This window comes from Pelagibius sp., from assembly GCF_028289705.1.
In the GTDB taxonomy this organism is placed as follows: Bacteria; Pseudomonadota; Alphaproteobacteria; order Kiloniellales; family Kiloniellaceae; genus Pelagibius.
In genome coordinates this window covers 15299-36095 of sequence record NZ_JANQOI010000074.1, presented here as the reverse complement: position 1 = coordinate 36095, position 20797 = coordinate 15299, and the positions used below count along the sequence as shown (strand labels likewise).

Sequence of the window (20797 nt, the reverse complement as noted above, 5' to 3'; positions counted from 1 at the left end):
CAGGGCGGTCGTCTCTGGGCCAGATCACAGGCCGGCGAGAGTGAGGATCTCGGTCTCCTGGCTGGGTGCCAGGGGGTCGGCCGTGGGGGGCTGCCAGGGGCTGCCGCCGCCCGCCCCACCAGCGTCGGCGACAACCGTCATCTCACCGGTGATCAGGACGTCATCGATGATGAGATCGGCGGACTCGTTGAAGAAGGTCTTCTGGTTGATGAGGCCGCCGAGGGCGATGCTGTGGGTTCCCGCCGCCAGGGAGCCCAGGTCCACTAGGTAGTTCTGCGGGCCGGTGGTGTCCGCCGCGCCGCCATTGCCGTTGCCGGTGACCTGGTCGACCAGCACGTCCGGGCCGCCGTCGAGGTTGTAGAGCACCTGACCAAACTCATCGGACTCAAAGTTCGGGCTCAGAATCAGCTCATAGCTGAACGACAGGGTGACATCCATCTCGGTCGCGAGCACGAAGCTGCTTTCCCAGGCACCGGAGATGTCGAGGACGTCGCTGCCGTCGATGCCGCCGAGTGCGATGGTCAGCGCCTGGTCCTGCCAGCTTCCCTCCGCATAGGCCTGCGGATTGGCGCCGCCGAAGGTGCCGTCGGCATAGACGAAGCCGCCGCTGTCGCCATTGGCATTGAAGTCCGCATCGATCAGCACAATCGGTCCCACCGGGGCGCTGTCGTCGTTCAGGATGGTGCCACCCGCCGAGGCGGTGACGATATCGCTGCCCGGCGAGGGGTTGGACAGCGTCACCAGGAACGTCTCGTCGCCTTCGAAGTCGGTGTCGCCGGCGACCTCGACGATGAGGGTGCGGCTGCTCTCGCCGGCGCCGAAGCTGAGGCTGCCGCCCGGCAAGAGGCCGCCGGCAAAGTCCGCGGCATCGGCGGCACTGGCGCCGCTGCCCGCGACCGCGAAGTCCACGCTCGCGCCCGCCGTGAGGTCCCCGCTGCGGGTCACGGTGAAGCTCAGCGCCGTCGGGCCGCTGTCGCCTTCCGCTTTCTCGGCATCCAGCGGCGCGATTGCGAAGCTGCTTTCGATGGGCGCCGGCGGCGCGGTCGGCGTGGCGACGAGGGAGACGTCGTCGATGGTCAGCTCCGTCGCCTCGTTGTTCCAGGTCTTCTTGTTGTTGAAACCGCCGATGGTCAGGCTGTGACTGCCCGCTGCCAGCACGCCGAGCATGGCGCTGTAGGTCTGGGGGCCGGTCGTCAGGGGCCCGCCGCCGTTGCCGTCGCCGGTCAAGGAATTGACCAGGATCGGCGGTCCGCCGTCGATGCTCACCAGAAGCTGGCTGACCTCGTCGGACTCGTAGCCGTTGGACTGAGCGAGTTCATAGAGGAAGGACAGCGTGATCTCGGATTCGGCATCGAGAGTGAAGTCCCGGGTCCAGCCGCCGGACATGTCGGTGACGTTGGAGTTGTCGATTCCACCCATGTCGATGCGCAAGGCGCCATCGGCCCAGGCGCCGTCGGCGTAGCTTTGCGGATCGGCGCCGCCGAAGCTGCCGTCCTGGTACGAGAAGCCGCCGGTGTCGCCGGTGCCGTCGAAGCTTTCGTCGATCAGCGTGATGGCGCCACCGGGTGGATCGGAATCGTCATTCAGGATGGTGCCGCCGGCCGATGCCGTGGTTATGGCGGAGCCGGCCGAGGGGTTGGAGAGGGTGACCGTGAAGGCCTCGTCGCCCTCGATCTGAGTATCGCCGGCGACCTGAACAGTCAGGGTCTTGCTGATTTCTCCCGCGGCGAAGCTGACGCTGCCGCTGGGCAGAACACCTCCGACAAAGTCGCCGCCTTCGGCCGCGGCACTGGTGACGGCATAGTCGATGGTGCCGGCCTGCGAGCTATCTCCCGACCGCGTGACGGTGAAGGTAAAGGCCGTCGAACCGGCATCGCCTTCGGCCTTTACCGCGTCGTCGGCGGCAATGGCGAAGAAGGTCGCCGGCGGGGCCGGATCGTCGTTCAGGATGGTGCCCGCTGCGCTGGCGGTGGTGATCTCCGAGCCGGCGGAGGGATTCGAAAGTGTGACGGTAAAGGCTTCATCGCTCTCGAAGTCGGTGTCGCCGGTAACGTCGAGAGTAATGGTCTTGCTGGTCTCGCCGGCCGCAAAGCTCACCGTGCCGCTGGGCAGGGTCCCGCCCTGGAAATCGCCGCCATCGGCCTGGCTGCTGGTGACGGCATAGTCCACGTTGCCGGCCTGCGTGGTGTCCCCTGACCGCGTGACGGTGAAGGTAAATGCGGTGGTGCCCACGTCACCTTCGGCCTTTACTGCATCGCCAGGTGAGATGGCGAGGAACGTCGCCGGTGGGGCCGGATCGTCGTTCTGGATGGTGCCCACTGCGCTGGCGGTGGTGATCTCCAAGCCCGCGGAGGGATTGGACAGGGTGACTGTGAAGGCTTCGTCGCTCTCGAAGTCGGTGTCGCCGGCAACGTCGAGAGTAATGGTCTTGCTGGTCTCGCCGGCCGCAAAGCTCACCGTGCCGCTGGGCAGAATCCCGCCCAGGAAATCGCCGCCATCGGCCTGGCTGCTGGTGACGGCATAGTCCACGCTGCCGGCCTGCGCGGTGTCCCCTGACCGCGTGACGGTGAAGGTGAAGGCGGTGGTGCCCGCGTCACCCTCGGCCTTCACCGCGTCGCTGGCGGCAATGGAGAGGAAGGTCGCCGGCGGGGCGGGCAGAGTCCCGGTGACCAGCACGTCATCGATTCCGATGGTGCTGTACTCATCGGCGCCGTCCTTCTTGTTCAGGAGCCCGCCAATCACCAGCGTATGCGTGCCGGGACCGAGCAGGCCGAGGTTTGCCTGGTAGGTCGTGGGTGGAACGATGTAGTCGTCGCTGCTGCCTGCGCCGCCGCTGATCTGATCGACGAACTGCGCCGGCCCGCCGTCGATGCTGAACAGGACTTGCGTGTATTCGTCGGCCTCGAGGTTCCGCCCGTGGATGATGTCGTAGAGGAAGGAGAGAGAGACCTCCGTTTCCTGGTCGAGCGTGAAGCTGCGTTCCCAGCCGCCGGTCATGTTGAAGACCGGGGTGCTGTCGCTGCCGCCGCCGAGAACCACAGTGATATCAGCCGCGGTCCAGTTGCCACGGGTGAGAGTCGGATCGGTTGTGCCGCCGAACACGCCCTCGACGTAGGTGAAGCCCTCGGTCCCCGCGAAGCTACCGTTGAAGTCGGCATCGATGATCTCGAAAGGCCCGCCCGGCGGGAAATCGTCGTTCTCGATCGTCGCTTCGTCGGAGGGTTTTTGGATCTGGCCGTTCGGCGGCGGATTGCTGATGGTGAGCGTGAAGTTCTCGTCCGGTTCGATCTGGCTGTCACCGGCAACCTGAATGGTGACGATCTGACTGGTCGCGCCGACTGCGAAAGTGATGACGCCGCTGGGCAGGACGCCGCCGGCAAAGTCGTCTGCGGAAGCCGGATTGGCGCCGCTTCCGGTGACCGTGAAATCGATCGTGTCGACCGCGGTCTTATCGCCGCTGCGGGTGACGAGGAAGGTAAAGGCGGTGGTGCCGCCGTCGCCCTCGGTCTTTATCGCATCGTAGCGCGAGGCGAAGAAATAGGTGGTCCCTCGGTTTGAGTCGTCATTGACGATTGTGCCCGCTGCTGTCGGCGTCGTGATATCGCTGCCGGCGGAGGGGTTGCTGAGGGTGACGGTAAAGCCCTCGTCGGATTCGACGAGCGTGTCGCCCTGCACATCGATGGTCAGCGTCTTGCTGGTTTCACCAGGGTTGAATGAGAGTGTGCCGTTGGGCAGGCTGCCGCCCGCGAAGTCGCTGGCCGTGGCGCCGTTTCCGCTCACGGCATAGTCCACCGATCCGGCAGCACTGCTGTCGCCCGTGCGCGTCACGGTGAAGGTGAAGGCCGTGGTCCCGGCGTCGCCCTCGGCCTTCGCTGCATCGTCGGCCGCGATCGCAAACGACGACGACGGCGGTGTGTCGTCGTTGAGAATGGTTCCGCCGGCACTGCCGATGTCGATGTCGGCGCTCGTCGATGGGGTCGTGATGGTCACGAAGAAGGTTTCGTCGTCTTCGATCCCGGTATCGCCGGCAACGGGGATCGTAATGGTTCGACTCGCTTCGCCGGCGAGGAAGGTCAAGCCGCCGGTCGGCAGATTGCCGGTGGAGAAGTCGGCGCCATCGACGTCAGCGCCAGTGACCTGATAGTTCACCACCTGATCGGCGCGCGACAGATCGCCGCTGCGCGAGATGACGAAGGAGAAGTCCGTGGTGCCGGCATCGCCCTCTTGCTTCACCGCATCGACGGGGACGATCGAGAAGAACGAAACCGGAGGCTCGGCATCGTCGTTCAGAATGATTGCGTCGGCGCTGGCCGTTGTGATCGACGCGTTGAAAGACGGATTACTGAGCGTAACGGTGAAATTCTCGTCGTTTTCGACCAGCGAATCGCCTTGCACATCGATGGTCAGAACCTTGCTGGTCTCACCGGGCGCGAAGTCGAGTCGGCCGGTGGGCCAGAAGCCACCGACGAAATCGCTGCCGAGCGCACCGTCGTTGGCCACCGAGTGGGTCATCGAGTAGCTGACGGATGCACCGGTCGAGGTATCGCCGGAACGCGTGACCAGGAAGGTAAAGGGCGTTGCTCCAGTGTTGCCTTCGGCCTTCTGCGCATCGTCGGCGATGATCGCGAAGGCGGAAATCCCCGGAACCGGATCGTCATTCTGAATCGTGCCGACAGCCTGCGCGTTTATGAAGTGGGCGTCTGCCGAGCCATTGAAGATCCCGACCGTGAAATCCTCGAAGAGCTCGAAATCGGTATCGCCGGCGACTTCGATGGTGATGGTCTTGCTGGTCTCGCCATCGGTGAAACTCAGACTTCCCTCCGGCCAAAGGTCTCCGGCGAAATCGTCAATGTCGATGTCACCCGCAACGACCCGATAGTCGAGAGTGGTGACACCCGAGGCCTCGCCACCCCGGGTCACGGCAAAGGTAAAGCTCGTGGTTCCCGCGTCACCCTCGGCCTTCACCGCGTCCACGGCGGCGATCGACAGGGAGTTCAAACCGGACAAGTTGTCGTCGCTGGTGATCCGCCCGACAGCATTATTGACTGAGACGACGGAATTCGGGGAGGTGTCGGTAAGCGAAACAGCGAATTGCTCGCTGGGCTCAAACTCCCGATCGCCCTGGATGTAGAGCGTCAGGATCTGGCTCTCCTCCCCCGCTGCAAATTCGATGCGCCCGCTCGGTAGAAAACCACCGATGAAATCGGTTGCTTGTGCTGGGTTATCGCCATACCCAAAGACGGCATAGTCGGCCCATCCGGCCTCGCTCAAATCGCCGCTGCGGGTGATCCTAAAGCTGTGCTCTCCGATGCCCTCGTGGCCCTCGTGGGAGACGCTCCTATATGACTCAATCGAGAGGAACGTCGTGGCGGAAGTCTGATCATCGTTGCGGATCGTGGCGCCACCAGAGGGGTTGACTACGTGTGAACCGGGCGATGTCGACGCAAAGTCCACGCGGAAGTATTCGTTGGCCTCAAAGACCGTATCGCCAGCGATCTCGATTGGGAGGATCGCGGTTGTCTGGCCGGCAGCGAATGACACCGATCCACTTGGGAATTCACCGCCGACAAAGTCGCTGCCATCGGCATCGAAACTACTGACGACATAATTCACCGTCTCGGCAGCGCCTAGCTCGCCACTGCGGGTGAAAGTGAATTCGTAAGCCGTAGTGCCGTCATCGCCCTCAAGCACCTCGGAACCCGAGCCAGATACCCCGATAAAGGTGGTTGCAAGGAAGGGCTCATCCTTGAGGATTGTTCCGACAGCGTTGGCGTTGGTGAGTTCCGATCCGTCCGAAGGGTTGAAGAGCGTAACTGTGAAGGACTCATCGAATTCTCTGCTGCCGTCGCCATTGACTTCGATTGTGATATCTTTGCTGACCTCGCCACTGGCGAAAGTCATTGTTCCCGCGGGGAGAGTGCCGCCAACGAAGTCGCTACCGTCAACCTGCCCGCCGGTCACCGCATAGTCGACCGACCCGCCGATCGAAGTATCGCCACTGCGCGTCACCGTGAATATGAAGGGGGTCGACCCCACGTCTCCCTCGATCTTCTCGGCATCTTTGGCTGTGACGGCAAGGAAGGTGGTTGGCGCCAGGTTGTCGTCGTCGAGAATCGTGCCGTTGGCCGCGGCGACGGTGACGGCGATGCCGGGCGAGGGGTTGGAGAGTTCGACCGTGAAGTCCTCATTGCCCTCCTGGGTCAGATTGCCCGAGACGTTTACCGTGATCGTCTTGCTCGTTTCGCCGGCGGCGAAGGCCAGAGTTCCGCTGGGGATAACGCCTCCGGCGAAATCGCCGCGGTCGACCTCAGTTCCGGTCACCGCGTAGTCGACGGTCCCGGCGAAAGAGGTGTCGCCGCTGCGTGTCACAAGGAAGGTGAAAGCTGTCGTTCCAGCATCGCCTTCCGCCTTGACGGCATCGACCGGCGCAATCGCGAAATGGGCCATCGCATCGTCGTCGGCGATGACGGTACTTGCAGTTCCCTTGGCGATCCCGGCTCCGGCAGATGGATTGACCAACGTGACCGTGAAGGTTTCTTGACCCTCGATGGCGGTGTCGTCCGCCACATCGATGGCGAGTGTTTTTGTTACCTCTCCGGGCACAAAGGTAAGCGTGCCGCCGGGCAGGGCGGCGCCGATGAAATCGTCAGCGTCGGCTTCGCTGCTGCTCACCTGGTAGTCGATCGACGCTTGGGCGGTAAGGTCCCCGGTGCGCCAAACGGTAAAGGTGAAGGCGGTCCCGCCGTCGTCGCCTTCCGCGCTCGCCTGTGCGTCCGCGGTGATCTTGAAGGAAACCGTCGGCGAGTCCGTATCGTCGTCGAAGATGATTCCCGTTGCTGCGTTGCCAATTACCTGAGCGCCACCCGTAGGATTGCTGAGCGATACAGAGAAGCTCTCATCTCCCTCCACCGTCGTGTCGCCTGCGACCTCCATTGTGATCGTCTTGGTCGTTTCGCCGGCAGCAAATGTAACGGTGCCACTCGGCAACTGGCTGCCAGCGAAGTCGTAGAGATCCGCGACGCCGCCGGTAACCGCATAGTCCACCGAGTTGACGCCGGAGGTGTCTCCAGAGCGATTGACGGAGAAACTGAAGGTGGTCGTGCCGCTATCGCCTTCGGGCTGGCGGGAGTCGATGGTTGCAAGGATTGAGATGACTGTCGTCGGCGGTGCCGGGTCGTCGTTCAGGATCGTGCCGTCGGCGCTGGCGGTCACGATTTCGGAGCCGCCGGAGGGATTGGAAAGGGCGACGGTGAAGCTTTCGTCCGCCTCGAAGGCGGTATCGCCCGTCACGCTGATAGTGAGTGTCTTGCTGGTCTCCCCGGCCACGAAGTCGAGGGTTCCGCTTGGCAATGCACCGATCAGGAAATCGTCCAGACCAGCGCTTTGACTGTTCACGGCATAGTCGACCGTCCCGGCGGCCGAGGTATCGCCGCTGCGCGCCACGGTGAAGGTGAAGTCGGTGATGCCGGCGTCGCCCTCCGCTTTCACCGCGTCCAGGGCGGTGATGTTGTAGAAGGTCGCCGCCGTTGCGGGGTCGTCGTTGAGGATGATGCCCATCGCGCCGGCGGTGGTGATCCCGGCCCCGGCCGAGGGGTTGGAGAGGACGACGCCGAAGCCCTCGTCGACCTCGATTTCGCCATCGCCGGCAACGTCGATGGTCAGGATCTTGCTGGTTTCATTGGCCGCGAAAGAAAGGGTTCCGCTGGGGAGGACCCCGCCGGCGAAATCGTTGCCGTCGACGCCGCTGCCGGTCACTGCGTAGTCGACCGACCCCGGCGCGGTGGTGTCGCCGCTGCGCGTGACCGTAAAGCTGTAGGCGGTGGTGCTCAGATGGCCTTCCGGCTTCACCGCATCCTCGGCGGCGATGGCAAAGAAAGTATCAATCGTCGGCGGTGGCGGCGGCGACCCCGTCGGCACGCCGGTGACCAGCACGTCATCGATGGTCAGTTGGCTTTGCTCGTTGCTCCAGGTCTTTTTGTTGTTGTAGGCGCCGATGGCCAGGCTGTAGCTGCCCGCCGCCAGACTTCCCAACGCCAGGGTGAAGGTCTGTAGGCCGGTGGTCTGGTCGCTGCCGCCGTTGCCGTCGCCGGTGAGCTGGTCGACCAGGACCGGCGGCCCGCCGTCGATGCTGACCAGAACCTGGGTGAACTCGCTGGACTCGTAGTCGGAATCAATGGTCAGGACATAGGCGAAGGAGAGGGTGACCTCGGACTCCGTCGCCACGGTGAAGCTGGTCTGCCAGCCGCCGGACATATCGAAGATGTCGCTCCGGTCCTGGCCGCCCAGCGTGACGCCTAGAGCCTGGTCGGACCAGCTGCCGTCGGCATAGGCCTGTGGATTGGCGCCGCCGAAGAGGCCGTCGACATAGACGAAGCCCTCGGTATCGCCGTTCTGATCGAAGTCGGCCTGCAGCAGAACGACGGGCTCCGGCGTCAGGGTGTCGTCGTTTGCAATCGTCGCCTCGTCGCCGGGCACGACGATCTGACCGTTGGCCGGAACGTTGGCGATGCTCAGGGTGAAGCTTTCGTCGGCTTCCAGTTCCGAGTCGCCGGTCACCTGTACGGTGACGATCTTGCTGGTCTCACCGACGCCGAAGGTGATGCTGCCGCTGGGGAAGCTGCCGCCGAGGAAATCGCTGGCATTGGCCGGGGTGCCACCGCTGCTGGCCACGCTGTAGTCGATGGTATCCGCTGCGGTGGTATCGCCGCTGCGGATCACCTCGAAGGAGAAGGAGGTGGTTCCGGCATCCCCTTCCGGCTTCGTCTTGTCGATGGCGGCGACCTGGAAGTAGGTCTCGCCGCGCGGCTCCTGCGGGGCCAGCGCCAGGATCGCCTCGGCCAGCGCCAGCACGTTGACCCGCTGGTAGGCGATGTTGGTGTTGGCGACGTTGTCGTTCTCGTCGTCGCCGTCGAAGATGCTGTCGCCGCTGCTGGCCAGCAGGTCGGTGAACTCCGTCACCGTCAGCTTGCGGCCCAGTTCCTGTTCGGCGAGCTGCTGCGCCAGGGCGGCGATGCCCGCGATATGGGGGGAGGCCTGGCTGGTGCCATGCATGGTGACCAGCCCAGCCCCGGCTCCCGCACCGGTGATCGGGGCACCGGGCGCGAAAATGTCCGAGAGTTCGTGGTCGCGCTGGCTGAAGGGGGTGATCTGGTCGGCGGTGGTCGAATGGGCGACCGCTCCGCCCAAGTAGCTGACGGTGCCAATGGCTGCGTCATAGACGGCACCGACGGAGAGCGAGTTGGGGTCGGCGGAGGGATAGGCGACGCCCTGGATGGAATTGACCTCGTAGAAGTCGTTCCCCGAGGCGGAAACCACGATCACGTTCATGGCGGCGAGCGCCGAGAGCTCGTCGGCGATGCCATAGAGCCCGATGGCCGTGCTGTAGTTGCCGCTGTCGCTCAGCGACATGTTGACACTGGCGATGTTGTAGGCTTCGGCGTTGTTGATCACCCACTGAAGGGCCTGTTCAACATAGCCGAAGTTGCCCGTGCCCGCGTTGGTGAAGACCTTCAGGGAGATGATGTCGGCGCCCGGCGCCATGCCGGTGTAGGTGCCGTCGGAGGAGGCGGCGATGCTGGTGACGTTGGAGCCGTGGCCGTCGACATCGCTGGCGTCCGCATCGCCGTCGGCGAAGTCGTAGTGGTAGACGATGCGGTCGGAAACGCCGTCACCGTTGCTGTCCGGGCCGAAGAAGGGGTCATCCAGGTCGATGCCGGTGTCGAGCACCACCACCGAATAGCCGCTGCCGTCGACACCGGCGAAGCGGGCGTCGGCCCGGAAGTCGTCGACGTCGATCAGCGGGCCGGAGGTGTTGCTGGCCGGGCTCGCCCCGCCGCCGCCCTCGAATGGCACGATCTCGCCGATGGTCGTGATGGCGATGTCGGAGTTGGTGGTGGTGTAAAGGGCGACGGGGCCCTCCGTCCCATCCGTCTCGGGGGCACCGATGCCCTTATGCTCGCTGTCCTGGCGCTCCGCTGGTTGCGTGGGCCGGAAGCTGACCTTGCTCGGCGGGATGGAGATCCAGGAAAAGACATCATAGGCAAAGGATTCGGCGAAGGACTCCCGCAGATCGAACAGCAAACGTCCTTCGCTGCCTGCTGTCTGCTCCCGCTCGTCCTGAGATCTGAATGCGCGCATGGCTACCTGATTGTCTTTATGGTCCGACGGTTCCCGGGCTCCTCACGCCGCCGGCGTTGTCTTTCGCAGACGCTATCCGGCGCCGGGCGACTCGATGGTCGCCCGCCTGATCGTTTCCGGGGGTGTGTATGGGCGGTGGTGATGAGGAAGGATCAAGGAAAGGGCAGAGGAGGGCCGTACAAAAGTCACCGCTGAAGTCCGGCAGCAGCGGACCGCCCAGAGCCCGAATGACCGTCATCGGTACGCTGCCCCCCACCCGATCTGCCGCACTCCCTCGTTGTGCCTCGTTAAGACTAACGAAAGCTTAACTTGCAACTATGTGGTAGATCAATGGCGGTTGTATGACATTCAGGGTAGAATTTGGGTCTCCCGGAAAAATGGCGGGATTTTCGACCGCAGCCGGACCGCTCCGCGGCGCGGCCCTGGCGAAAATCTGCTCCCGCCACGACGGCGAAATGAATGTCGACAGGCCCTACGCAGCGCCGACCAGTTTGACCCCCGCGCTCTCGCTCACCATGGTCTTGTTGAGCAGCATGACGCAGGCATAGACCGCCTCGATGGCCGGGGCCGGCGTGTCGGTGAGCCGCCCCATCTCCAGGATCGAGCCGATCAAGGCCTCGGTCTCCAGCGAGCGGCCGGCCTCCACGTCCTGCAGCATCGAGGTCTTGTGGGCGCCGACCGACTCCGCCCCGGCGATGCGCTTTTCGATGGTGTGGCGAAAGGTCACACCCAGCTTCTCGCCGATGGCCTGGGCCTCGGCCATCATGGCGGCGGCCAGGGCGCGGGTCTGGGGGAAGCGGCAGATGTCCTCCAGGGTCGCGTGGCTCAGGGCGGAGATGGGATTGAAGGAGAGGTTGCCCCAGGCCTTCAGCCAGATCTCCGAGCGGATGTCGTCGAGGATGCGTGAGCGGAAGCCGGCCGCGACCAGCAGGTCGTGGAGCCGCTGAACCCGGTCGCTGGTCGTGCCGTCCAGTTCGCCCACCGGGAAGCGGTCGCCTTCGACGTGTTTGATGACCCCGGGCGCGGCCACCGCGCCGGCGGGATAGACGACACAGCCGACGATGCGTTCTGCCGGTATGTAGCGGTCCAGAATGCCGGAGGGATCGAGGGTCTCCAGGCGGCGCCCGTCCAAATCGCCGCCGAAGTTGTGGAAGTACCACCAGGGCATGCCGTTCTGGACGGTGACGATCATAGTGTCCTGGTCCAGCAGGGCATCCACGTCGCGGGCCACCTGCTCCAGGAAGTGCGCCTTGACCGCCAGGATCACCAGATCCCGCGGGCCGGCCTCTGTGGCGCTGCCCACCGCCGTCACCGATGCCGAGAGTTCCTCTCCGTCCTCCCAGATCAGTTTCAGGCCGTTCTTGCGGATGGCGGCGAGATGGGCGCCCTGGTCGATCACGGTCACCGCATTACCCGCCGCGGCAAGCTTGACCGCCATCAGGCCGCCGATGGCACCGGCCCCCACCACACAGATTCTCATGCTGGTCTTCCTTTCTTATGCACGCTGCCCGCCAGGATCGCCCACTCGGACCGCCCACCCGCAGGTTTTTCTGGGCTGGAACTATGGAGCAGCCCGAAAGGGCCCGTAAAGGCAGCCAGAAGGATTTTCCGTATCGTGGAAACACGGCGCGGGCGGGCGATGCCATAATCTCGACACAAGCATCAGTAGAATCGGCCGGCGCCGCAATCGAGCGGACCGAACGACAACGAGACCTCTATGCTCCGCACCGCAATCTGCCTTATGAGCCTTGCTACTTTGGCGGCCTGTGCCACGCCGCCGCCTGAGAGGGTCCATAGCCTCTTTGGAGGCCAGCTGGAGTTCGTCTTGCCGCAGGGCTATGAGCTGCAAGAGGCGGAGCAGGACCCAAAAAGGGCGACGTTCATCCTTCCCGGCGGGCAAGAGACCCTGGCCGCGAAGTTCCCGGATCATCCTTACGAAAGAGGTGATCTGATGGGAACCTTGGAAGGAGATCGGCAAGCTGTCTTCCTGGTCATGCTTGTGCCGCTGACGCCGACTGACGACGCCTCCTTGTGGTGGACCGGGGATCGCGGCCTCTTCGTCCCACCGGACGTTACCGACAGTGCGATCCACGAGCGGTTTTGCGAAAACGTCCTCGCTCCGTTTCGCAAGAGAAACCGCATCTCCTTCTTCGACTCCGGATCGCAAGCTGGACGATGCGCGGCAAGGATCACCGACGAGCTCGCCGTGACGTTCGTGCGCCGCCTTGACGGCCATCTATTGATTGTGGGTGGTGTCGACCTCGTCGAGCTTCTCATCCTCAACAAGAAGCTCTCCCGCGAGGCGTTCCTGAAGATGACCGACGCCGAGAAATGGAAAGCGCTCAGCGCGGCGGCCAATGCGGAGGTGGCGGAACGGGCCTTACTGAGCGCGCGCCTGCCGTAAGACTGGCCGGCGCTTTCAATCCTCGTCTTTCAGCGCCCGCTCGATGAGCTCTGCAGACATCCCCGTGTAGTTTGCCGGATCTTTCAGCGCGCTCCAATCGACCGGGGCGTCGCTGGCTTCCGCGAGGACGTCCATGAGATGGCGCCCGCCGGCCGCGACCTCTTTGCAGGCCTGTTTCACCAGGGCCTGGGCCTCTTCGCGGGGCATGTGGCGGGAAAGCGCGAAGCTGGCGGCCTCGGCGAGGACCAGGCCGTTGGCGGCCTCCAGGTTGGCGCGCATGCGCGCGGCGTCCACCTGCAGGTCTTCGATCACGGCGTTCGTGTGGGTCAGCGCCGCGCCGCAGGCCAGCAGCATCTGCGGCAGCAGCAGCCATTCCTGCTGCCAGGCCGCGCCGTCGCGCTCCTGATCGTGCAGGACGGTGAGGTGCATCTGTCCGGCGAGGCCGGCGTTGAGGCGGGCCAGCGCCAGCACCGCCTCGGAGCGCACCGGGTTCGCTTTCTGCGGCATGGTGGAGGAGCCGCCGCCGCTGCCCTCCCGCAACTCGCCGATCTCGTTGTGGCTCAGCAGCCGCACATCGCCGGCGATCTTGCCCAGACTGCCGGTCACCAGCGCCAGCCAGCCGGCCAGCTCGGCAAGACCGTCGCGCTGGCTGTGCCAGGGCAGCGGCGGAACCGCCAGGTCCAGCCGCGCGGCCAGCGCCGCCTCGACGGCCAGCGCCTTGTCGCCGAGCGCGGCCAGGGTGCCGGAGGCGCCGCCGAAGGAGAGCCGCTCCAGACGCGGCCGTAAGTCCTTGAGGCGTTGCCGGTGCCGCTGCAGGGGCGCCCGCCAGCCGGCCATCTTCAGGCCCAGGGTGGTGGGGGTTGCCTGCTGGCCGCGGGTGCGCGCCGCCATCACCGTGTCGCGCTCCGCCCCGGCCCGCTCGGCGAGCCGGCCGCAGAGCCGGTCCAGGCGCCCGTCGAGAATGTCCAGGATGGCGCGCAGGCGCAGCACCAGCCCCGTGTCCATGACATCCTGGGTGGTGGCGCCCCAGTGGACGAAGCTGGCGGCCTCCCCGCCCACGGCCCGGCGCAGGGCCGCCACAAGCCCCGACACCGGGATGCCGTCCCGGGCCGTGGCCTCGGCCAGGTCGTCCGGATCGACGGTCAACGCCTGTGCCACCTGGGCGATGGTCCGGGCGGCGGGTTGCGGGATCACGCCGCAGGCGCCCTCCGCCTCCGCCAGAGCGGCTTCCACCTCCAGCATGGCGCGCAGTTGCGCGGCGTCGTCCAGCAGGGAGGCAATCTCCGCGTCGGACAGAAGCGCGCCGTAGAGCCGGCTGTCGAAGGGGGTCGCGCTCATGCTCGGGTCCGCGGGTGCAGCCTCAGACGGCGGCCGGGAGCTTCAGGATCTCCCGGGCCTCGGCGACGCTGGCGGGGTGGCGTCCGTAGCCGGCGCAGAGCGCGGCGACGCGGGCCACCAGTTCGGCGTTGCTTTTGGCGAGGCGTTCTTTGTCGAAGCGGATGTTGTCCTCCAGGCCAGTGCGGCAGTGCCCGCCCATCTCCAGCGCCCAGTGATTGATCTCCAGCTGGCTGCGGCCGATGCCGGCGGCGGTCCAGGTGGCGTCCGGCAGCAGGGCCTGCAGTTGCGCCACCTCAAATTCCAGGATCTCGCGGCGCGGCGGCAGGGCGTTCTTCAGGCCGCAGACGAACTGTACGTGCAAGGGGCTCTTCAGGCTTCCGCTCTCCGCCATGGCCGCGGCGGCATAGAGCATGGCCAGGTCGAAGACCTCCACCTCCGGCTTCACGCCATAGCGCTGCATGGCGGCGGCGAGGCTGTCGATCAGCTCCGGCGGGTTTTCGTAGATCATGTTCGGGAAGTTCACCGAGCCGGTGGCCAGCGAAGCCATGTCCGGCTTGTGATGCAACATGGCGCCCCGTTCTTCCGGCGCCCGCCCGCGCCCGCCGGTGGAGAATTGCACGATCATGCCCGGGCAGTGCCGGTGCACGCCCTCCTGGAAGGCGGCGAAGCGCTCGGGGTCGGAGGAGGGCTTCTGCGCTTCGTCGCGGACATGGACGTGGACGATGGTGGCGCCGGCCTCGAAGGCTTCCTGGGTCGACTCCACCTGCTCCGCCACGGTGATCGGCACCGCCGGATTGTCCTCCTTGCGCGGCACCGAGCCGGTGATGGCGACGGTGATGATGCAGGGACTAGACATCGAAAAACACAGTCTCCCGCTCCCCTTGCATGTGAATGTCGAAGCGATAGGCGGACGGTCCCGACGGTTCCGCGATCAGGGTCTCCCGCCGCGCCGGCTCCAGCGAGGTCAGCAGCGGATCGCGGGCGTTGGCCTCCGTCTCGTCGGCGAAGTAGAGCCGCGTGTAGACATGGCTGAGCAGCCCGCGCATGAACACCACCAACGAGATGTGGGGCGCCTGCCGGTCGTCGACCGCGCCCGGCTTGTAGGTCTTGAAGTAAAAGCGGCCTTCCTCGGCGCTGCCGGTGCCGCAGCGCCCGAAGCCGGTGAAGCCGCGGTTGCCGCGATCTCGCGGCGCCGCGTAGCGGCCCTCGGGGTCGGCCTGCCAGATCTCGATCATGGCATCGGGGATGGGCGCGCCGGCCCCGTCGAGCACCTGTCCTTCGATGACGATTTCCCGGCCCGTGACGGCCGGGTCGCGCAGGTCCGCACCCGCCAGGCTGCGGAAGGCGTAGCCGTATTGCTCCGGCGTCAGCCCGTAGGCGAAAAACGGCCCGACGGTCTGGGAGGGTGTCTGGCCGCGGGTCATCGGCTGGAGTCCATCGGCGTCTCCAGGCGTCCGCGCAGCACGATGTCGAAGCGGTAGCCGAGGGCGAAGCCCGCCTCGGTGGTGTCAAGGTCGAAGGCGGAGACCAGGCGCCCGCGCGCGCCCTCCGGCGTCGCCTGGAAGATCGGGTCGAGGGCCAGCAGCGGATCGCCGGGAAAGTACATCTGGGTCACCAGCCGCGTCGCCAGCGACGGTCCGAAGAGCGAGAGATGGATGTGGGGCGGGCGCCAGGCGTTGTCGTGGTTGCCCCAGGGATAGGCGCCGGGCTTGATGGTGGTGAAACGGTAGCGGCCTTGCGCATCGGTCACACAGCGCCCGCCGCCGAAGAAGTTCGGGTCGAGGGGGGCGTCGTGCTGATCGGCCTTGTGGACGTAGCGGCCGGCGGCGTTGGCCTGCCAGATCTCGATCAGCAGGTCTCTCTGCGGGCGTTCGTCCTCGTCCAGCACGCGGCCGGTGACGATGATCCGCTCACCCAGCGGTTCGCCGTCCTTGCGACCGTTCTTGGTCAGATCGGCATCCTCCGGCCCCAGCGCCTCGGCACCGAAGACGGGTCCGTTGGTCTCGGAGAGGGATTGGGGCAGCGGCACCAGCGGCCTGGTCGGGCCGCGCAGCGCCGTCGACTTGTAATCCGCGTAGATCAGCGGTGGATGGCTGTGCCAGTCCCGCCGCCTGAACCTCACAGGGCGTTCCCCCCGGCAAGACCAGCCCCCCGGGTGAAATCCAGGATCAGCTCGGCGACCACCCCGGGCTGTTCGATGCAGGGCAGGTGGCCAGCCCCGGCGATCACCTCGCAGCGGGCGCCTGGAATGAGGGCGGCCAGTTCCTGGACCAGCGCCGGCGGTGTGGCACCGTCCTCTTCCCCCACGAGGCAGAGGGTGGGCACGGTGATTGCTGCCGCCGCGGCGGTGAAGTCCGTGTCGCGGATTGCCGCGGAGGTGCCGGCATAGCCGGCGGCGGGCGTGCGGGTCAGCATGTTGCGCCAGCCGGCGAGGGCGACGGGGTCGCCGCTGCGCAGGGCCAGGGTGAACCAGCGTTCCAGGATACCCTCGGCGATGGCGGCGATCCCCTGTGCTTCGACGGCGGCGATGCGGTCGTTCCACAGGTCGTCGTTGCCGATCTTGTGGGCGGTGTCGCAGAGCACCAGGCCGCGCACCAGATCCGGCCGGCTGGCATAGAGCCCCTGGGCGATGAGCCCGCCGACGGAGAGGCCGCAGATGACCGCCCGCTCGATGGCCAGGGCATCCAGGAGCGCCGCCAGATCGCCGACGTGGTCGTCCATGACGTAAGGGGGTGTGCCGAGATCGGAAAGCCCGTGGCCGCGCTTGTCGTAGCAGACGAGGCGAAAGTGCCCCTGCAGGCGCTCGGCGACCTCATCCCAGATGCGGAAGTCCGTGCCCAGGGAGTTGGAGAAAACCAGAACCGGCTTGTCCGAAGGCCCGCTGTCGCTGACATGCAGGGTGACCCCGTTGACCGCCATGAAGTGCATTGCCGTTCCCCCGCGCTCCTCTGCCGTTTGCCGGCTGGTTTCCTTGGTCCCGTCTTTATTCCACATCTCGCGCATCGTTGAAATGGCGAGGCCGGAATAGGGCAAGGGCCCCGGCCTTGACCCATCTGGGGCGCTGGGGCCTAGTGGCGTCTGAGAGATGGACGACGACGAAGAGTGCGATGCATGAAACCTGAAGACCGCTCCGTGGTGCGGCGCGCCACACTGCCCCTCTCCGAGACCCGCCCGCTGGTCACCCCGCTGATGCCCTCCACCGTCTACTGCGCGGAGGATGCCGACCGGCTGGACGCCGTCTACGAAGGCCGCGCGCCGGGCTACAGCTACGCGCGGGAGGGGCATCCCAACGCGGCGCTGCTGGCGGACAAGATCTCCTGGATGGAGGGGGCGGCCGGCGGCGTCATGACCTCCTCCGGCATGTCGGCAATCTCGGCAGTGTTCCTGGCCCTGCTGGAGAAGGGCGACCACATCGTTGCCGGCAACCAGCTCTATGGCCGCTGCCTGCGCCTGCTCACGCAGGACCTGCCGCGCCTGGGGTTCGAGGCGAGCCTGGTGGATGCCTCCGACGCCGCGGCGGTGGCGGCGGCGCTGCGCCCGGAGACCAAGCTGTTGCTGGTGGAAGTCGTGGCCAACCCGACCCTGCGGGTCGCCGATATCAAGGGTCTGACGCGTCTGGCGAAGGAGCGCGGTCTGATCTTCGTGGTCGACAACACCTTCGCCACCCCGCGGGCCTTCCGCCCCTTCGACCAGGGCGCCGATATCGTGCTGCACTCGGTCACCAAGCTGCTGGCCGGCCACAGCGACGTGACCCTGGGCTACGTGGGCGCCCAGGAGGCGGCCCACAATGAAGCGCTCTACGATGCCGTCACCACCTGGGGCCTCAACGCCAGCCCCTTCGACTGCTGGCTCGCCGAACGCGGCCTCAACACCTTCGAGCTGCGCTACGACCGTTCCCAGGAGAACGCCAAGGCCCTGGCCGATCATTTGCGCGGGCTTCCCGGTGTCTTGCAGGTGCTCTACCCCGGCGAGGACGACCACCCCGACGCGGCGTTGGCGCGCGACCTGCTGCAGGGCAACTACAGCCATATGGTCAGCTTCGAACTGGATGCCAGGCGCAGCGGCGTGAACGCCTTCCTGAAGGCCGCGCGCAACATCGCCTTCGCCCCGACCCTGGGCGACGTGGGAACCACCATCAGCCATCCGCCGAGTTCCTCCCACCGCGCCCTTACAGTCGACGAGCGGGCGGCGCTGGGGATCAGCGAAGGCTTCATAAGGGTCTCCGTGGGTGTCGAGGACATCGCGCTTCTGAAGCGCGAGTTCAGCGCCGCTGTGGCCGCCGCACGGCAGGACGGAACCTGACGGAAAGGTCCGGCGAGGAGCGACATCGAGGGATAGAACCATGGCGACCATCACCTATCTGACGCGGATCGAGTTCGACTTCGGGCTCGCCGCCAGGCTGCCGGCCTACTGCCAGGAACTGGGCATCCGCCGCCCGCTGCTGGTGACCGATCCGGGCTTGACGAAACTCGGCCTGATCGACGCGATCGCCCAGCGCTTCGCGGAGGCCCCGCCGATTTTCGATGCGACCCCGCCCAATCCGACGGAAGCAGCGGTCATGGCGGCGCTGGCACTCTATCGCGCCGAGGGCTGCGACGGCGTGCTGGCAGTCGGTGGCGGATCGTCCATGGACCTGGGCAAGGGCGTGCGCCTGCTGGCGGTCCACGAACCGCCGCTCGCGCGGTATGCCGCGGTCGAAGGCGGTGTCGCCCGCATCAAGGGGCCGCTGCCGCCGATGATCGCCGTACCCACCACGGCGGGGACCGGCTCGGAGGTCGGCCGTGGCGCCGTCATCATCCTGGAGGACGGCCGCAAGGTCGGGATCCTCTCCCCGGTGATGCTGCCCAGTCTGGCGGTCTGCGACCCCGAATTGACTCTCGGCCTGCCGCCCCAGCTGACCGCGGCCACCGGCATGGACGCTTTGGCCCACTGCCTGGAGAGCTTCATGTCGGCGGCGGTCAATCCGCCGGCCGATGCCATCGCGCTGGAGGGACTGACCCGCGGCTACGGGGCACTGCGCACCGCCGTGCGCGACGGCGGCGACCGTAGCGCGCGCTGGGACATGATGATGGCCTCCACCGAGGGTGCGCTTTCCTTCCAGAAGGGTCTGGGCGCGGTCCACTCGCTCTCCCATCCCCTGGGCGCGCTGCCGGGCCTGAGACTGCATCACGGCACCCTGAATGCCGTCCTGCTACCGGCGGTGCTGCGCTTCAACCGGCCGGCCATCGGCGATAAGTGGAAGCGCCTGGAGGCGATCCTCGGCGGTCCGCCGGACCGCCAGATCGCCACCTTGAACACCGACATCGGCATTCCCGAGGGTCTCTCGGCCATGGGCGTCACGCGTGACCTCTTGCCGGGCATTGCACAGGCGGCGCTCGGCGATCACTGCCACGCCACCAACCCGCGCGAAGCCAGCCAGGCGGATTACGAAGCGATCTTGGAAGAGTCGTTTTAGGGAAAGACGATACCGGGTGTCGTCCGTTTACCGTCTTCTCCCCCCTCGCGGGGGAGAAAGCAGAATCATGGTGTTGGTCCCCTCGGGGCCAACGCCTTGATTGTGCAAGAGGGGGGGAACCAACCGCACCCCCCTCCTGAGAAATCTAACGCTTTGCCGCGCTGACACGCGGCCAAGCGCAAGATTTCTCTTCCTCCCCCGCAAGGAGGGAGGAAAATCGAGTTAGCTGCTCTCGCCGAGGCAGTCGCGCAAGCTTTCGGCGTTGCGCCGCATCAATTCGAAGTAGAGGTCAGGACCGTCTTTCAGATCGGCGCCCAGGGGGTCCAAGATGCCGGTTTTGGCCGCCGTGCCTTCGACCACGGTGCGGACCAGGCGCGGCTCGAACTGCGGTTCGGCGAAAACGCAGCGCGCGTTCAGTTCACCGATCTTCTCGTGGATTTCGCGAAGCCGTGCGGCGCCCGGCTGGCGCTCCGGACTCACGGTGATGGAGCCGACGGTGTTCAGGTCGAAGCGCTGCTCCATGTATTGATAGGCGTCGTGAAAGACGACAAAGGGTGCGTCTTTCACCGTGGCCAGCTCGGCGGTGATCTCCGCGCCCAAGGCCTCAAGGCGCTGGTCCAGGGCTGCCTTGTTGGCACGGTAGAGATCGCCGTTGGCGGGGTCGGCCTCGATCAGAGCCTTTGCGGCTGCGGCGGCCATGATCTTGGCGTTCTCCGGATCCAGCCAGATGTGCATATCGAACTCGCCGTGTGCGTGCTCGTCGTGGCCATGCTCGGCGTGTTCTTCGTGCGCATGCCCTTCATGGCCATGCTCGTCGTGAGCGTGCTCTTCATGCTTCTCGTGCGCATGTTCGGCGTGCTCGTCGTGAGCGTGCTCCTCATGCTTCTCGTGCGCATGTTCGGCGTGCTCTTCATGGGCGTGCTCTTCATGCTTCTCATGCGCGTGTTCGGCGTGCTCATGATGCTCGTGCTCTGCATGCTCCTCGTGGGCATGCTCGCCGTGATCTTCATGCTCGGCCCAGGGTCCGCCCTCGCGGAAGGGCAGAAGACTGACTCCCTCCGCGTCCGCCAGCGCGACGACCCTGGCATCGCTGGCGATGGTTTCGATGGTCTCCTCCAGGAAGACCTCCAACTCCTCACCGACCCAGAACACCACTTTGGCTCTCTGCAGGGCCGCGGCGTCGGACGGCTTCAGGCTGTAGCTGTGGGGCGAGCCGCCGCCCTTGACGATCAGATGCGGCGCGCCGGCGCCCTTCATGAGACTGGCGACCAGCGAATGCACGGGCTTGATGCTGGTGACGACGGTCGGGACCTCGGCGGCCTCTGCGGCAAGCCCGGGCGTCAGCAGAGTGGCGGCGAAGGCGAGGGAAAGGGCGGTCTTCCGCGTCATGGCGATGGGTCCTACCTGTCGGGCCGCGTGGGCCTTATTGTTTGAGAATTAAGGACGTAATGATATAACGTTCG

General features: G+C 65.9%; 11 protein-coding genes. 3 read left to right on the top strand and 8 right to left on the bottom strand.

Annotated elements, in window-relative coordinates; genetic code table 11:
- Nucleotides 1-24: 24 nt before the first annotated feature.
- Nucleotides 25-10137, bottom strand: a complete 10113-nt coding sequence (locus tag Q0996_RS09100) for a Calx-beta domain-containing protein (RefSeq protein WP_299617922.1) — start codon at nucleotides 10135-10137, stop codon at nucleotides 25-27.
- A 472-nt stretch (nucleotides 10138-10609) separates the two neighbouring features.
- Nucleotides 10610-11617 (bottom strand): ketopantoate reductase family protein, encoded by a 1008-nt coding sequence (locus Q0996_RS09095; RefSeq protein ID WP_299617919.1) that lies wholly within the window; start codon nucleotides 11615-11617, stop codon nucleotides 10610-10612.
- Between the two features lie 345 nt (nucleotides 11618-11962).
- Here Q0996_RS09095 and Q0996_RS09090 point away from each other — a divergent pair, with 345 nt between their 5' ends.
- Nucleotides 11963-12541 carry a hypothetical protein gene (locus Q0996_RS09090; protein WP_299617916.1) on the top strand — a complete coding sequence of 193 codons (579 nt, stop codon included), beginning with the start codon at nucleotides 11963-11965 and terminating at the stop codon, nucleotides 12539-12541.
- 15 nt (nucleotides 12542-12556) lie between these two features.
- Here Q0996_RS09090 and pcaB read toward each other — a convergent pair whose 3' ends face one another.
- Genes pcaB through pcaD form a run of 5 tightly spaced genes read right to left on the bottom strand, consistent with a single transcriptional unit; the run spans nucleotide 12557 to nucleotide 16873 of the window.
- Complete coding sequence (gene pcaB, locus Q0996_RS09085) at nucleotides 12557-13879, bottom strand: 3-carboxy-cis,cis-muconate cycloisomerase (protein ID WP_299617913.1); 1323 nt, start codon at nucleotides 13877-13879, stop codon at nucleotides 12557-12559.
- Nucleotides 13880-13901: 22 nt separating this feature from the next.
- The gene (locus tag Q0996_RS09080; protein ID WP_299617910.1) at nucleotides 13902-14735 is read right to left on the bottom strand and encodes a 3-keto-5-aminohexanoate cleavage protein; all 834 of its coding nucleotides are present in this window, start codon (nucleotides 14733-14735) and stop codon (nucleotides 13902-13904) included.
- Nucleotides 14728-15303 (bottom strand): protocatechuate 3,4-dioxygenase subunit alpha, encoded by a 576-nt coding sequence (pcaG, locus tag Q0996_RS09075; RefSeq protein WP_299617907.1) that lies wholly within the window; start codon nucleotides 15301-15303, stop codon nucleotides 14728-14730. The genes Q0996_RS09080 and pcaG overlap by 8 nt, the downstream gene beginning before the upstream one ends.
- Nucleotides 15300-16001, bottom strand: coding sequence for a protocatechuate 3,4-dioxygenase subunit beta (gene pcaH / locus Q0996_RS09070; protein ID WP_299617904.1), 702 nt, complete (start codon nucleotides 15999-16001; stop codon nucleotides 15300-15302). Before pcaH ends, pcaG begins: the two co-directional genes overlap by 4 nt.
- A complete protein-coding gene (gene pcaD, locus Q0996_RS09065) occupies nucleotides 15998-16873 on the bottom strand; it encodes a 3-oxoadipate enol-lactonase (RefSeq protein ID WP_322096671.1) in 876 nt (291 codons plus the stop codon). Before pcaD ends, pcaH begins: the two co-directional genes overlap by 4 nt.
- Nucleotides 16874-16990: 117 nt before the next feature.
- On the opposite strand from pcaD, the gene Q0996_RS09060 reads away from it, so the two are divergent.
- A complete protein-coding gene (locus tag Q0996_RS09060; RefSeq protein WP_299617901.1) occupies nucleotides 16991-18181 on the top strand; it encodes a PLP-dependent aspartate aminotransferase family protein in 1191 nt (396 codons plus the stop codon).
- 40 nt (nucleotides 18182-18221) lie between these two features.
- Nucleotides 18222-19334 carry an iron-containing alcohol dehydrogenase gene (locus tag Q0996_RS09055; RefSeq protein ID WP_299617898.1) on the top strand — a complete coding sequence of 371 codons (1113 nt, stop codon included), beginning with the start codon at nucleotides 18222-18224 and terminating at the stop codon, nucleotides 19332-19334.
- A gap of 222 nt (nucleotides 19335-19556) precedes the next feature.
- Here Q0996_RS09055 and Q0996_RS09050 read toward each other — a convergent pair whose 3' ends face one another.
- Complete coding sequence (locus tag Q0996_RS09050) at nucleotides 19557-20723, bottom strand: zinc ABC transporter substrate-binding protein (RefSeq protein ID WP_299617895.1); 1167 nt, start codon at nucleotides 20721-20723, stop codon at nucleotides 19557-19559.
- Nucleotides 20724-20797 lie beyond the last annotated feature (74 nt).

Bases quoted from the DNA above. Each gene is read 5' to 3' on its own strand.
- Q0996_RS09055 (WP_299617898.1), top strand. From the start codon at position 18,222: ATGGCGACCATCACCTATCTGACGCGGATCGAGTTCGACTTCGGGCTC.
- Q0996_RS09100 (WP_299617922.1), bottom strand. From the start codon at position 10,137: ATGCGCGCATTCAGATCTCAGGACGAGCGGGAGCAGACAGCAGGCAGC.
- pcaG (WP_299617907.1), bottom strand. From the start codon at position 15,303: ATGACCCGCGGCCAGACACCCTCCCAGACCGTCGGGCCGTTTTTCGCC.
- Q0996_RS09050 (WP_299617895.1), bottom strand. From the start codon at position 20,723: ATGACGCGGAAGACCGCCCTTTCCCTCGCCTTCGCCGCCACTCTGCTG.
- Q0996_RS09060 (WP_299617901.1), top strand. From the start codon at position 16,991: ATGAAACCTGAAGACCGCTCCGTGGTGCGGCGCGCCACACTGCCCCTC.
- pcaB (WP_299617913.1), bottom strand. From the start codon at position 13,879: ATGAGCGCGACCCCCTTCGACAGCCGGCTCTACGGCGCGCTTCTGTCC.
- Q0996_RS09095 (WP_299617919.1), bottom strand. From the start codon at position 11,617: ATGAGAATCTGTGTGGTGGGGGCCGGTGCCATCGGCGGCCTGATGGCG.
- pcaD (WP_322096671.1), bottom strand. From the start codon at position 16,873: ATGTGGAATAAAGACGGGACCAAGGAAACCAGCCGGCAAACGGCAGAG.
- Q0996_RS09080 (WP_299617910.1), bottom strand. From the start codon at position 14,735: ATGTCTAGTCCCTGCATCATCACCGTCGCCATCACCGGCTCGGTGCCG.